The 12621-nt window shown below is 41.6% G+C and carries 14 protein-coding genes and 1 pseudogene; 6 read left to right on the top strand and 9 right to left on the bottom strand.

Annotated elements, in window-relative coordinates; all coding sequences use genetic code 11:
* Positions 1 to 215: 215 nt before the first annotated feature.
* The 6 genes from ychF to rpiB are packed head-to-tail and all read right to left on the bottom strand — an operon-like array spanning position 216 to position 4699.
* Positions 216 to 1319 carry a redox-regulated ATPase YchF gene (ychF, locus tag F3G86_RS02955; RefSeq protein WP_149722939.1) on the bottom strand — a complete coding sequence of 368 codons (1104 nt, stop codon included), beginning with the start codon at positions 1317 to 1319 and terminating at the stop codon, positions 216 to 218.
* Entirely contained in the window at positions 1319 to 2770 is a 1452-nt protein-coding gene (locus tag F3G86_RS02950; protein ID WP_149722938.1) for a leucyl aminopeptidase, read from the bottom strand. The genes ychF and F3G86_RS02950 overlap by 1 nt, the downstream gene beginning before the upstream one ends.
* Positions 2751 to 3356 carry a DedA family protein gene (locus F3G86_RS02945; protein ID WP_021086394.1) on the bottom strand — a complete coding sequence of 202 codons (606 nt, stop codon included), beginning with the start codon at positions 3354 to 3356 and terminating at the stop codon, positions 2751 to 2753. The genes F3G86_RS02950 and F3G86_RS02945 overlap by 20 nt, the downstream gene beginning before the upstream one ends.
* A 1-nt stretch (position 3357) precedes the next feature.
* Positions 3358 to 3906 (bottom strand): adenine phosphoribosyltransferase, encoded by a 549-nt coding sequence (locus F3G86_RS02940; protein ID WP_149722937.1) that lies wholly within the window; start codon positions 3904 to 3906, stop codon positions 3358 to 3360.
* Between the two features lie 20 nt (positions 3907 to 3926).
* The gene (locus F3G86_RS02935) at positions 3927 to 4259 is read right to left on the bottom strand and encodes a hypothetical protein (RefSeq protein ID WP_002939538.1); all 333 of its coding nucleotides are present in this window, start codon (positions 4257 to 4259) and stop codon (positions 3927 to 3929) included.
* On the bottom strand, positions 4256 to 4699 hold the full coding sequence (gene rpiB, locus F3G86_RS02930) for a ribose 5-phosphate isomerase B (RefSeq protein ID WP_149722936.1): 444 nt from the start codon (positions 4697 to 4699) through the stop codon (positions 4256 to 4258). Before rpiB ends, F3G86_RS02935 begins: the two co-directional genes overlap by 4 nt.
* A 109-nt stretch (positions 4700 to 4808) precedes the next feature.
* On the opposite strand from rpiB, the gene F3G86_RS02925 reads away from it, so the two are divergent.
* Positions 4809 to 6194 (top strand): DUF4139 domain-containing protein, encoded by a 1386-nt coding sequence (locus F3G86_RS02925; protein WP_149722935.1) that lies wholly within the window; start codon positions 4809 to 4811, stop codon positions 6192 to 6194.
* Between the two features lie 18 nt (positions 6195 to 6212).
* Here the strand turns inward: F3G86_RS02925 and F3G86_RS02920 are convergent, their stop codons facing one another.
* Genes F3G86_RS02920 through folD form a run of 3 tightly spaced genes read right to left on the bottom strand, consistent with a single transcriptional unit; the run spans position 6213 to position 8624 of the window.
* A complete protein-coding gene (locus F3G86_RS02920) occupies positions 6213 to 6869 on the bottom strand; it encodes a site-2 protease family protein (protein WP_149722934.1) in 657 nt (218 codons plus the stop codon).
* Complete coding sequence (gene lepB / locus F3G86_RS02915) at positions 6856 to 7761, bottom strand: signal peptidase I (protein WP_149722933.1); 906 nt, start codon at positions 7759 to 7761, stop codon at positions 6856 to 6858. Before lepB ends, F3G86_RS02920 begins: the two co-directional genes overlap by 14 nt.
* Positions 7762 to 7772: 11 nt before the next feature.
* On the bottom strand, positions 7773 to 8624 hold the full coding sequence (folD, locus tag F3G86_RS02910; RefSeq protein ID WP_149722932.1) for a bifunctional methylenetetrahydrofolate dehydrogenase/methenyltetrahydrofolate cyclohydrolase FolD: 852 nt from the start codon (positions 8622 to 8624) through the stop codon (positions 7773 to 7775).
* 83 nt (positions 8625 to 8707) lie between these two features.
* Between folD and F3G86_RS10395 the strand changes: the two are divergent.
* The 5 genes and pseudogenes from F3G86_RS10395 to F3G86_RS02885 all read left to right on the top strand — a co-directional run.
* A pseudogene (locus F3G86_RS10395) lies at positions 8708 to 9043 on the top strand (c-type cytochrome); the annotation flags it as partial.
* A 275-nt stretch (positions 9044 to 9318) separates the two neighbouring features.
* On the top strand, positions 9319 to 10602 hold the full coding sequence (gene hemL / locus F3G86_RS02900; RefSeq protein ID WP_149722930.1) for a glutamate-1-semialdehyde 2,1-aminomutase: 1284 nt from the start codon (positions 9319 to 9321) through the stop codon (positions 10600 to 10602).
* Positions 10602 to 10883 carry an AtpZ/AtpI family protein gene (locus F3G86_RS02895; protein WP_087582590.1) on the top strand — a complete coding sequence of 94 codons (282 nt, stop codon included), beginning with the start codon at positions 10602 to 10604 and terminating at the stop codon, positions 10881 to 10883. Before hemL ends, F3G86_RS02895 begins: the two co-directional genes overlap by 1 nt.
* A complete protein-coding gene (locus F3G86_RS02890) occupies positions 10867 to 11385 on the top strand; it encodes a hypothetical protein (RefSeq protein WP_223228531.1) in 519 nt (172 codons plus the stop codon). The genes F3G86_RS02895 and F3G86_RS02890 overlap by 17 nt, the downstream gene beginning before the upstream one ends.
* Positions 11375 to 12619, top strand: a complete 1245-nt coding sequence (locus tag F3G86_RS02885) for an MFS transporter (protein WP_107916964.1) — start codon at positions 11375 to 11377, stop codon at positions 12617 to 12619. Before F3G86_RS02890 ends, F3G86_RS02885 begins: the two co-directional genes overlap by 11 nt.
* Positions 12620 to 12621 lie beyond the last annotated feature (2 nt).

Below are 12621 nucleotides of genomic sequence, written 5' to 3'. Positions count from 1 at the left end.
ATTTGATTGGCTTATCTGTAAGCTGGTATTTGTTTTACTAAGTCGATAGCTTTTACATCATTTAAATATATTAATAAGATATAAGATTACGACTTATCGTATTTTTTAAAAGAACTTTTATTAACTTGCAACAAAGAGGTTTAAATTTGCCTTGCAACCCAAGGCTTAAATATTTTTATGAAAAATTTAGCTATTTAGCCCAAAAAGGGCTAAATTTAGACATTAAACCTAAAGTGCATCACGTCGCCATCTTGCACGACGTAGTCTTTGCCCTCAAGTCTCATCTTGCCAGCCTCTTTGGCTCCATTTTCGCCGCCATGCGTGATGTAGTCATCATAACTTATCACTTCAGCTCTGATAAAGCCTCTCTCAAAGTCGTTGTGGATGACGCTTGCTGCTTTTGGCGCTTTCCAGCCATTTGTGATCGTCCAAGCCCTTACTTCTACGACGCCAGCTGTGAAATAGCTTATCAAATTTAGCTTAGCAAAAGACGTTTTGATGATCTTTTCAAGGCCGCTCTCACTCGTGCCAAGAGATGCCAAAAACTCGTGAGCCTCCTCATCGCTTAGGCCTATTAGCTCCTCTTCGACCTTGGCGCAAAGCTTTATCACCTCGTGGTCTGAAGCTTTAGCATACTCTTTTAGCACTTTTACAAATTTATTATCTTCGCTAAGCCCCTCTTCATCGACGTTTGCGCCATAAACTACCTCTTTTGCGCTTAGAAGCCTTAGCTCTTTGTTTAGCGCTAAAAACGCCTCGCTATCTCTTTGCTCAAAGCTGCTTGCGCTTTTACCATCATTTAGGTGAGCAAGAAGCAAATTTGCTATCTCAAGCGCCTCTTTAGCACCTTTTGCATTTGCTTTTGCCTCTCTTGTGAGCTTTTCTATCTTTTTGTTTAACTGCTCGATGTCAGCTAGTATTAGCTCGGTTTGGATGATCTCGATATCTCTTACTGGATCGACGCTACCCTCGACGTGAGTGATGTTCTCATCCTCAAAGCAGCGAACTATGTGCAAGATAAGCTCGGTTTCTCTGATGTTTGATAAAAATTTATTGCCAAGTCCTTCGCCAGAGCTAGCCCCTTTTACAAGGCCTGCGATATCGACGAATTCGATGGTTGAATATTGAATTTTATTAGGATTTACTATCTTTGCAAGCTCATTTAGGCGCTTATCAGGCACTGGCACGATGGCTTTGTTTGGCTCGATAGTGCAAAACGGATAGTTCGCACTCTCAGCGTTTTGCGCCTTTGTAAGTGCGTTAAATGTCGTTGATTTGCCCACATTTGGTAGGCCTACTATTCCAACTGAAAGTCCCATCAATTCTCCTTGCTAAGTGCTTGTAAAAAGTATAAATTCATCCTAACTCCTGCTCCACTCGCACCTGCTTGGTTGTATCCCCAAGCTTTTTCGCGGTATGCTGGACCTGCGATATCAAGGTGTAGCCACTTGTCTTTATACTCATCTTTGATAAATTTGGCTAGAAACATGCCAGCCGTGATCGCGCCGCCATATCTGCTTGAGGCGCAGTTGCTAACGTCTGCGATCTGGCTTTTGATAAGCTCGCTAAGATAAGGGTTAAAATCAAGCGTAGTCGCTAGCTCGCCACTATCTTTTATCTTGTTTTTAAACTCGCTTTTTAGGCTCTCGCTGTTGCCCATGATGCCTGTTGTGTATTCGCCAAGTCCCACGACGCAAGCGCCAGTTAGGGTTGCCATGTCGATTAGGATGTCTGGCTTAAAGTCTTGTGCGTAGCTTAGGCAGTCAGCCAGCACCAAGCGTCCCTCTGCGTCAGTGTTTCTCACCTCTATGCTAACGCCACTTCTTGAAATAAGCACGTCGTCTGGCTTATAGGCATTGCCGCCGATCATATTTTCAGTTGCGCCCAAAATGGCGTGAATCTCAAATGGTAAATTTAGCTCTGCTGCACCTTTTATGATGCCAAGAGCTGCTGCTGCGCCGCTTTTGTCTGATTTCATAGTGAGCATATAATCAGCCGGCTTCAGGCTAAGTCCGCCACTATCGTATGTTAGCCCTTTGCCAACAAAGATGATGCGTTTTTTAGATTTTTTAGGCTTATAGGTTAGATGGATGAGCCTTGGCTTATGCACGCTTGCGCGATTTACCGCTAAAAATGCGTTCATATTCTCTTTTGCTAGAAATTTCTCGTCATAGACTTCGCACTTTATGTTTGCGATGTTTTTGGCTAAATTTAAAGCGTCCTGCGCCATCTTTTGCGGTGTGTAAATTTCTGGGATTTCATTTACGATATCTTTTGTGAAATTTGTAGCACTTGCTATTATCTCCGCCTCTTTAAAGCCCTCGTTTGCTGCCTTTAGATCGACCTTTTTGCCAGAAAATTCTTCAGTGGCAAAGATGACCTCTTTAAGGGTGTATCTCTCTTTTTTCTCTTTATATTTGTTAAATTCATAGCTTCCAAGCAAAAAGCCCTCAGCTAGCGCCTCAAAGCTTAGTTTTTGGCAACCAGCTACATATGAAGCTAGCTTTACACTCTTGATGTTTAGTGATTTTAGTGCGTTATAAGCTTTCGCAGCCCCAACCCTAAGCTCATCAAGATCAAGCTTAGAAAGTGGCACGTAAGCCCTTTTTGCCTCGCTTAGGATAAGGACGCTATCGCCTTTGTAATTGTTAAATTTAATAGCCTCTTTATCGCTTATAAATTTATGTTTTAACTCCTTATCCACTACGAAAATTAGTTCAATATCAGCTTTTATATCTTTTAATTTTTTATCAACTATTTGAAACTGCATGTCTTCTGTCTCTCCTTTCGTTTAAAATTTTATTTTCGATGCGCTTAAATGCATAGATCAAAAGCCCCATAAATATAGCAACCACTGGGATAGCGACGTACCAGTGCTCTTTTGCTTTTTGCAAAAGCACAAGTATATGCTCGCCAAGTATCCAAGCAGGTATGGTGGTGATCGCCGCCCAGCACCAAGCGCTGATCAAATTTATAAAGGCGTATTTTTTGGCGTCATAGCCAGTAAGTCCTATGCAAAGCGGGATGATGACACGAAAGCCATACATATAGCGTTGCAAAAAGATGATTGGCCAGCCATATTTTTTTAACATTATGTGCGCCACTGCAAATTTTCTCCGCTGCGTATGAAGCCTTTTTGCGATGTATTTTTTATTGTAACGCCCTAAATAAAAGTAAATTTGATCTCCCACAAAGCCTCCAAGTCCAGCCACAAATATAGCAAGCGCGATGTGCATGTGCGTGGTGTGAGCGAGAATTCCAGCCATTATTAAGGCCATCTCGCCCTCCATGATACACCAGACAAAAAGTATGATGTAGCCGTACTCTTTAAGCAGTTCTATAAAAAACTCTTCCATGCTAAACCTCTAAAACGCTGTAAATTTTAGTAAGCGACTTTAGCTTTTCGCTACCTTTTAGATCGACTAGATCTATGAGAAAGCACGCCTCTACGCAGGTTGCATTTGTTTGGTTGATAAGCTCAACTGAAGCCTTTGCGGTGCCGCCAGTCGCGATGAGATCGTCCATCAAAAGCACTCTAGCGCCCGCTTTTTCTCCAAAAGCATCGATGTGAATTTGCACTTCATCGACGCCGTATTCTAGGCTATATTTTTGAGAAAGCGTGATAAAAGGTAGTTTTTTTGGCTTGCGAATAGGCACAAAAGGCAGCCTTAGCCTTGCCGCAAGCGCCGCGCCAAAGATAAAGCCTCGTGACTCGATACCAGCGATATAGTCGATACTAGCGCCCTCATATCTATCAGCCAAATGATCTATCAAAAAGTTAAATGCCTCTTTGTTATTTAGTAGCGTCGTGATGTCGCGAAAAACTATGCCAGGCTTTGGAAAATCGTTTATGCAGCGAATAGAGTTTAGTAAAAATTCTTTGCCCTTTTGATCTAAAATTTTCATAAATTTCCTTAAATTTGAGATTATAGTAGCGCTTCGATCTTGCCTTCAAGCTCACGTATGCGTTGTCTTAGCTTGTCGTTTTCTAGGCGGTACTGTGAATTTCTTGTGCGAAGTGAGGTTACGTCGTTTTTGGTTTTGTTTAGCTCATCTGTCAAGATGTCGATGTTGCCTAGACTTCGTTGGAGTTGGATCTGAAATTTCCTTATGACGACCTCGGTGTCTTGGAGGTTATTTTTCATAAAATCTTTTGTCGCACGCTCTTTTTTTAGAAGCGTTTTGAAGTAAAAAACCATGACGGTTAGGTAGATCGCAGCACAAACAAGAGCGGTAAAAACGATCCACTCGCCTATCATTTGCCTGCCTCAAGCTCGATTTTTTTGACTCTTCTTTCGTGTCTGCCGCCTGCAAACTCAGTCTTTAAAAAGGCTTCTACCGCCGATATAGCCACACCTGCACCGATAACTCTTGCGCCAAAAGCGATAACATTTGCGTCATTGTGCTCTCTGGCAAGCCTTGCGGTAAATTCATCGTGGCAAAGGGCACACCTTACGTTTTCATGCCTATTTGCAGCGATCGAGATGCCAATGCCTGTGCCACAAACTAGCACGCCGTAGCAGTCAGGCTCAAGCTTGCTCGCTATCAAATGCGCATAATCAGGGTAATCAACGCTATTTTTATCGTTTGTGCCAAGATCAACCACTTCGTATCCAAGCCCTTTAATGGCCTCTTTTAGCTCGTTTTTTAGCTCAAAACCAGCGTGATCGCTAGCTAAGAAAACTTTGTCTATCTTCATGAAAAGTCCGTTAAATTTTTTGTTGATTATAGTCAAAGTTGCATTAAAATAAAATTTTACTCTCAGCCAAAATGAAGCTATAATTTACCAAAAATTTAAAGGAGAAAATGTGAAAAAAGCACTCTTTTTAGTGGCTTCTACGCTAGCCTTTGCAAATGAAAATCTAATAGAGATCTACACAGATCAAACCATCATCACTCAAAAATTTAGTGACGCAAATAGCTCTTTTAGCGCCTTTGTGCCAGAGGGCGTGGAGAGTGAGAGCATCACTATAAATGGGGATTGTGACGCGAATGCTAATCTAAAAAAGATCAGCGAAGAAAATAGCCCAAGTTACATAAAATGGAAGCAAGAAGTCGCAAATTTAAGTAGCAAGCTTGAGGCGCTAAATGCAAGAGGTAGGTTTATAGAGCAGGCTTTAGTAGAAGAAAACAAAAGTAACGATGTGACAAAAAGAGCTGATGAGTTTTATAAATTTAGCCTAGAAAATATCGAGAAAATTTCAGCTGCTAAAAGTGAGCTTGAAGCGCTTAAAGAAAATGAGCCAAAGAGCGAAATGGCTGGATTTTTGCAGCTTGATATGAAATTTGCTTGCAGCCCAAAAGAGGCGACGCTTTCATATATGGATGATGAGGCGCCAAAGACGCTAAATGAAATTTATGCAGATACAAAAAACAAAAATATCTTGATAAAACAAGAAATTTTGCTCACCAACCCATATGCTAGCGATGTTAAAAATTTAAAGCTCGCTATCTATCCAACCAGATATCAAAAGGCTCTTGCGCCAAGCAAGTTTTACCCTTGGTATGAGGAGAGCGAGGCTGAAGCTGATGGTTACGGCGCTTCAAAAAATATGCTAAGAGCTGCGAAAGTCGCTGCTGAGGTCGCTGATATGCGTGTGCAAAGAGATGAGAACGAATTTGCCAAAATTTGGAAGATAGATGGGATAAATTTAGCAAAAGGCGAGAGCAAATATATAACTTACGATACACAAAAAATGGATGCAAATTTTAGCGTTTTTGCTGATTTTTACGGCTCACTAAAGGCATATAACGTAGCTAGCTTTAAGCTAAATGACGATCTAACTCCAGCTAAAACGCAGTTTTACGTTAATGGCGTGAGTGTTGGCAGTCCAAGCGAGTTTGAGATGAAAGCTAAAGATGAACCCTCTCAGCTATTTTTAGGACAAAATGAGCTAATCGAGCTTAAAAAAGAGCGCTTAAATAAATTTAAAAAGAGCTCGCTTCTTGGTAAGGATCGCATAAGCGAAGAGGGCTATGAGATAAGTGTCAAAAATAACTCAAGTAAAAGTGTCGATGTCACTTTGGTTGATCGCGTGCCAGTATCTGCTGACGAGGCGGTAAAGGTCGAGATAAAGGGCTTTGATAAAAAAGATATCAGCAAGGATGGCAAAGTGGAGCTTAAATTTAGCCTTGCACCAAAAGAGGAATTTAAAAAAGAGTACTCTTATAAGATAACAAAGCCAAAAATTTAGAGCAAATTTGCTCTAAATTTAGCCATTTATAAATGCACTTGCGATATCTAAAACGTATCTTGTCGGATAAAAGATAGTATCTTTTAAAGGCGAGATGAGGATGATGATAAGGATGACAAAGCCATATCTCGAGATACCCTCAAGCTTTTCAGCTAGTGCGTGAAAGCCAAAATTTCTAAGCGCGTACTCAACTGCGTGAAAGCCATCAAGTGGCGGTATCGGATAGAGGTTAAAGATGGCTAACATCAAATTTAAAAGCGCAAGCGTAAATAAAAACTGAAGTAAAATTTCAAAGGTTTCTATATTTAGCAGAGCCTTTAGCACAAAAAGCGATAAGATGCCTAGGATGATGTTGTAGCAAATGCCAGCTAGACTTACGTAGATAGCTGCCTTGTAGCCGCCATTTCGCACGACTGTGTAGGTATTTACAGGCACTGGTTTTGCCCAGCCAAACATCATGCCAGTGCTTAGATAAAGCACCAGTGGCACGATGATAGTGCCAACAAGATCGATGTGTTTTATGGGATTTATGCTAAGTCTGCCAAGGCTTTTTGCGGTGTTGTCGCCAAATTTATAAGCGACATATCCGTGAGCGATCTCGTGACCGACGATGGCGATTATTAAAGATATGACGATAGTGGCGACTTTTATGGGATCAAAATTAGTGAAGTCCATCGACTTCTCCCTCTTTTAGAGCTTGTTTTGTGAAAAACTCGTCATTTTCTATCGTATCTATAAAGCGTCCGACACGCTCCCAGCGTATTTGAAAATTACTATCAAAGCTCATGTATATGAACCATGGTTGTCCAACTATGTATTTATATGCCACGCTTCCCCAAAAACGGCTATCATGTGAGTGGTCACGGTTGTCGCCTATCATGAAGTACTCATCTTTTGGCACTTTTACGTAAAATGCGTTAAATTTAAAATTTGGATTTTGAGGTAGCGAGCTAATAAGCGCTGGCTTCATAAAAACGCTTGATTTATCAATATTTAGTTTAAAAGCCATATGCTCAAATAAATTTTCCTTATCATCATAGTGGATGCCACTAAATTTATATGGCTCTTTTATGAAAAGCTTGCCGTCAAGATCTACGACATCGCTGCATGAGTAGCCAAATTTGCTCTCTTTGCCGTTTAAATTCTCTCGGCAGTTTGCCTTTATAAAGCTATCTCCCTCTTTTGGGCGTAGATAAAATGTTTTTCCAGTAAAAACTACCTCATCTTCGCCAGTCGCAAAGCAGCGCTTTACAAAGTGAGTTTTCTCATCGTTTGGATAGCGAAATACGACTATATCGCCCCTTGCTGGACCTTGTCCAGTGATAATATGGCCATTGTTATTTATGTCTGGAAAAACTTTTAGATTAATAAAAGGTATGGTTGGTGTGGGTACACCATAAACATATTTTTTAGCAAATAAAAAATCCCAAACTAAAAGTGTGTTTTTCATCGAACCAGACGGGATCACAAAGGCTTGAGCCACAAAAAAAATGACAAGCAAAACGATGATAACCGTGCCTGTCCAGCTCGAGCAAAAGTCATAAAATTTAGTAAAAGCTCTCTTCATTATCTCACTCTTTAATTTTTAGCTATCTTTGCTTGTGCAGCAAGGATTGTGTTGTTTAAAAGCATGGCTATGGTCATCGGGCCAACGCCGCCAGGAACAGGTGTGATGTATGAGCATTTTGGTGCGACTTCGTCAAAATCCACATCGCCCACAAGCCTACCATCATCAAGTCTGTTTATACCCACATCAACGACTACTGCGCCATCTTTTACCATGTCAGCCTTTAAGAAAAATGGCCTACCGATGGCTGCAACGATGAGGTCAGCATTTTTGCAAATTTCTTTTAAATTTTTAGTCTTGCTGTGTGTCACCGTAACCGTTGCAGAGGCGTTTAGGAGTAAATTTGCCATAGGCTTGCCAACGATATTGCTTCTGCCGATCACCACTGCATTTAGCCCAGCTACTTCTATGCCATACTCTTTTAAAATCTCCATCACGCCAAGCGGTGTGCAAGGCACGAAGCCATCAAGTCCGCTAACAAGTTTGCCAACATTTACAGCGTGAAAGCCATCTACATCTTTTCGTGGATCGATCGCTGCGAGCACGACGTTTGTATCGATGTGCTTTGGCAGTGGTAGCTGAACCAAGATGCCATGGATGCTGTCGTCTAAATTTAGCACGTTTATAAGGGCAAGTAGCTCGTTTTGGGTTGTATTTTCACTTAGACGGTGAGCCACGCTTTTTATGCCGTATTCGTTGCAGGCTTTCTCTTTGGCTCTAACGTATGTTTGAGATGCCTTATCATCGCCGACCAAGACGACGGCTAAGGTTGGCTCGACACCAAATTTCTTTAGCTCATCAGCTCTTACTTTTACGCTTTCTTTGACCTTTAAAGATACGGCTTTTCCGTCTAAAATTTTCATATTCGATCCTTACTTAAAAGCTTTTTTAATCACAAGGGTGGTATCATACCTAAAAATAAATTAAATTTTTAAAAGAGAGGTTTATGAGGTCTGTTTTTTTGATTTTGCTTTTTTGCGTGGCGATTTTTGGTGCTGATTTTATCACAAAGACCGAGTACGCCAAGATGCTCTACCTAAATCCACGTGGCATAGGATGCGACAAATGTCACGGCGCAAAGGGTGAGGGTAGTCTAATCTCTAAATACAAACACTTCGACAAAAAGGCAAACAAAACGGTCGATGATGAGCTTAGAGCACCAAAGATAAATGATATAGATTTTGAAAGCTTTAAAGCCGCTCTAACAAAGCCAAAAGGCGTCATGCCAAGCTACTTTTTGACAGACGAAGAGACAACCATACTTTATGAATACATCACAAATCAGATGAAACCTCCCGCAAAAGCGGCAAAATCGCAAAATTTAGCCAAGCCAGCCGCTCCTGCTGCTACGCAAAAACAGCCTGAACCTGCTAAAGCTGCCCCAAGCGCAAAAGCAGTAGAGCCAACCACCGCGCAGGCACAAAAGGCACCAACTAAGCCAGCTGAGCCCGCAAAGCCAGCTAACACCCAGGCACCAAAGTCACCAGCAAAACCAGTAACAAATCAAAAAGATAATCAAAAGACAAATTTAAAAACACAAAATCAAAAGGATAAAAAATGACAAATAAAGAGGCGTTTAGTGAAGCTAAAAAATATATCCCAGGCGGCGTAAATTCACCTGTTCGTGCATTTGGCAGTGTTGGAGGCGAGCCTGTGATGATAGATCATGCTAGGGGTGCTTATCTATACGATGTTGAGGGCAAAAAATACCTTGACTTCATCCAAAGCTGGGGTCCTCTCATCTTTGGTCACTGCGACAAAGATATCGAAGAGGCGATCATCTCTGCTGTAAAACAAGGCGTATCTTATGGCGCTCCCTCTCCAAAAGAGACAGCCCTAGCAAAGCTAATATGCGATGAGTTTAAACAAATAGATAAAATTCGCTTCGTTAGCTCTGGCACAGAGGCTACCATGAGCGCGATCAGAGTAGCTAGAGGATATGCTAAAAAAGACGGACTTATCAAATTTGAGGGATGCTACCACGGACACAGCGACGCACTTCTTATCAAAGCAGGAAGTGGCGCAACGACATATGGCAACGCTTCAAGCGGCGGCGTGCCACAAGACGTCGTGAAAAACACGTTTTTAGCTATCTACAACGATATAGAGAGCGTAAAAGCCATTTTTGAGAACAATAAAGACAAAATAGGTGTAGTCATAATCGAGCCAATCGCAGGAAATATGGGGCTTGTGCCAGCTGATAAGAAATTTTTACGTGAGCTTAGAGAGCTTTGCGATAAATTTGGCGCTGTGCTCATTCTTGATGAGGTTATGAGCGGTTTTAGGGCTTCTCGCCTTGGCTCATATCCATTTCACGAGGTGGATGCCGATCTTGTCACATTTGGCAAGGTTATAGGTGGAGGCATGAACGTCGCTGCATTTGGTGGCAAGGCCAAGATAATGGACTGCCTAAGCCCAGAAGGCGCTGTCTATCAAGCAGGCACGCTAAGTGGCAACCCAGTGGCGATGAGTGCTGGTATAGCGGCTATTTCAAAGATAAATAGCGATGTAAATTTATACGCCAGACTTGAAAAACTAGCTAAAAAACTAATGGATGGCTTCAAAGAGGCTGCAAAAAGCGCTGGCATCACTATCCAAACTGAGGTTCGTGGCTCGATGTTTGGCTACTTTTTTACAGATCATGCAGTAAAAAACTACGATGATGCGCTAAAGAGCGATACAAAACTCTTTGCTAAATTTCACCAAGCGATGCTTAGGCGTGGAATTTATCTAGCGCCAAGTCAGTTTGAGACGGGATTTATCTGCGATGCGATGAGTGAAGCGGATATCGATCTAGCGGTAAATGCAGCTAAAGAGGCATTTTTGGAGATAAAAGCTTAATGGCAAAATTTAAGATAAAAGATATCGTAGCAGGTGCTGAGCAGCTAAGCCTTGGCATATCGATGGTTGTGGCTGTGGTGATCGGCACTGGGCTGGGGTATCTTGTAAAAAAGGCTACAAATTTCACGCCAGCGCTTTGGATAGGGCTTGCCTTTGGCATCGCAGCTGCCATTTTAAACGTTTATAAAGCCTACAAAGCGCAGGTAAAAAGCCTAGATGAGCTAAAGGATGAGGCTAGATATAAAGGCTATAAAAAAGACGATGATGACGAGGACGATTAGTAGGCTTTTTATTTGCTACTTTGCGCTTTGGCTAGCCCTTAGCGTGGTTGGCAAATTTATATCAAATCAATTTTTTATAAGCTCGCAAATTTCATTTTTTGCCTCGCTTATCATCCTAACGGCTAGCTTTTTTGCCTATAAAAACCGCATAAACTCAAGGCTAGAAAATGCAAGAGAGGAAATTTTAGCCAAGATAGAAGAAGAGGATGAAGAGTATGAAGAAATTTTGCCCCAAAAAGAGGCAAAAGAGCTTAGTCTAAAAGATGAAAAAGCAAGGCTAAAAAAGCAGAAATTTTCATTTAAAGATAAAAGCTTTGTGGCAGCATTTATGCCTTATCGCTTGGTTGCATATGCGATACTTTTTTTTGGATTTATATTTTTAAAAAATGAAAATTTACTAAACGTGCCTGGCTTTTTAGTGGGGCTTGCTCCGATGCCTATTGGAGCTTTTATCTTTGGGATAATGCAAAATAATTTAAGAAAGGACGAAGATGGCAAGTAGCTTTAGGATCATTCGCTCGATGGGACCGCTATTTTTGGGTATGAGCCTGCTTTTTATAGGCAATGGCCTAGTCATCGCATCTTGTAGTGCGCTTCTTAAGCAAAATGGCGTAGGCGAGCTTGCGATTGGACTAATTAACACTGGATTTTTCATAGGAGCGTTAATTAGCACGATCACAGCGCACAGGATCATCTCAACCACCGGCCACATCAGAGCTTTTGCTATCTTTTCATCTATATTTGCAGTCTCAGCCATGCTTCACGCCATAAGTGAAAATTTGATCTTTTGGGCGATTTTGCGAGCCTTTTTGGGATATTGCTACTACGCACTTTTGATGGTTATAGAAAGCTGGCTAAATGCTAAGATCCCAAACAAGATAAGATCACGCGTTATTGCCTTTTACGAGTGCGTTTTCTACACAAGTTTTGGACTTGGAATTTTGATCTTAGCACTTGATCTTAGCGCATTTGAAATTTTCATCATCAGCGCAGCCTTTATCATGCTCTCAAGCATACCTTTAAATTTAATCCGCATCAACCAGCCTCAAATCCCACAGCGCCAACCCATAAACATCCCAAAAATTTTTGGTATCGTCCCGCTAGCACTCGTGGGAGCGCTCGTTGCAGGACTTGCGATAAATGGCTTTTTTTCTATGGCAAGCCTCTTTGTCTTGCTTCAAGGATATAGCGCAAAAGAGGCATCATTTTTTATGACTATAGCGATGGCTGGAGGCTTTTTGGCTCAAACATTTATCGGAGGCTTTTCAGATAAATACGGCAGACGCCCAGCGCTCTTGCTTTGTAGCGTTGTATCTTTAATCAGTGCGGTTTTATTTTTGCTAAATGGCTCAAATTTGATCGTTCAATACATACTTTCGTTTTTCTTTGGTGGCGGCATTTTTTGCACATACGGACTTTCGCTTGCTAGGGCAAATGACGAGATCACAGACAAGACAAAGAGCGTCCAAGTGGCACGCGCGCTACTTTTTAGCTACTCTTTTGCCTCGCTTTTCTCGCCGCTTCTTATGAGCTATGCGATGAAAATTTTTGGCGCATTTGGCTTTATCTATGTCTATTTGGTGCTTTATGTTGGGCTCATCTTGTTTGCGCTAACGCAAAAGACCATACCGCAGCACATGAGAAAAGAGTACAACGACAGGCTCGTTGCAAGGACGGCTGGCATCGCGACTATTCAGCAAAATGGCAATTTTGCCGATAGAGAAAATAAAAAGTAGAA

Source organism: Campylobacter concisus (assembly GCF_902460595.1).
Classification (GTDB): Bacteria; Campylobacterota; Campylobacteria; order Campylobacterales; family Campylobacteraceae; genus Campylobacter_A; species Campylobacter_A concisus_BL.
The sequence above is the reverse complement of the archived record's forward strand: the minus strand, read 5'-3'. Positions and strand labels throughout refer to the sequence as shown.

Bases quoted from the DNA above. Each gene is read 5' to 3' on its own strand.
- ychF (WP_149722939.1), bottom strand. From the start codon at position 1,319: ATGGGACTTTCAGTTGGAATAGTAGGCCTACCAAATGTGGGCAAATCA.
- F3G86_RS02950 (WP_149722938.1), bottom strand. From the start codon at position 2,770: ATGCAGTTTCAAATAGTTGATAAAAAATTAAAAGATATAAAAGCTGAT.
- F3G86_RS02945 (WP_021086394.1), bottom strand. From the start codon at position 3,356: ATGGAAGAGTTTTTTATAGAACTGCTTAAAGAGTACGGCTACATCATA.
- F3G86_RS02940 (WP_149722937.1), bottom strand. From the start codon at position 3,906: ATGAAAATTTTAGATCAAAAGGGCAAAGAATTTTTACTAAACTCTATT.
- F3G86_RS02935 (WP_002939538.1), bottom strand. From the start codon at position 4,259: ATGATAGGCGAGTGGATCGTTTTTACCGCTCTTGTTTGTGCTGCGATC.
- rpiB (WP_149722936.1), bottom strand. From the start codon at position 4,699: ATGAAGATAGACAAAGTTTTCTTAGCTAGCGATCACGCTGGTTTTGAG.
- F3G86_RS02920 (WP_149722934.1), bottom strand. From the start codon at position 6,869: ATGGACTTCACTAATTTTGATCCCATAAAAGTCGCCACTATCGTCATA.
- lepB (WP_149722933.1), bottom strand. From the start codon at position 7,761: ATGAAGAGAGCTTTTACTAAATTTTATGACTTTTGCTCGAGCTGGACA.
- folD (WP_149722932.1), bottom strand. From the start codon at position 8,624: ATGAAAATTTTAGACGGAAAAGCCGTATCTTTAAAGGTCAAAGAAAGC.
- hemL (WP_149722930.1), top strand. From the start codon at position 9,319: ATGACAAATAAAGAGGCGTTTAGTGAAGCTAAAAAATATATCCCAGGC.
- F3G86_RS02895 (WP_087582590.1), top strand. From the start codon at position 10,602: ATGGCAAAATTTAAGATAAAAGATATCGTAGCAGGTGCTGAGCAGCTA.
- F3G86_RS02890 (WP_223228531.1), top strand. From the start codon at position 10,867: ATGACGAGGACGATTAGTAGGCTTTTTATTTGCTACTTTGCGCTTTGG.
- F3G86_RS02885 (WP_107916964.1), top strand. From the start codon at position 11,375: ATGGCAAGTAGCTTTAGGATCATTCGCTCGATGGGACCGCTATTTTTG.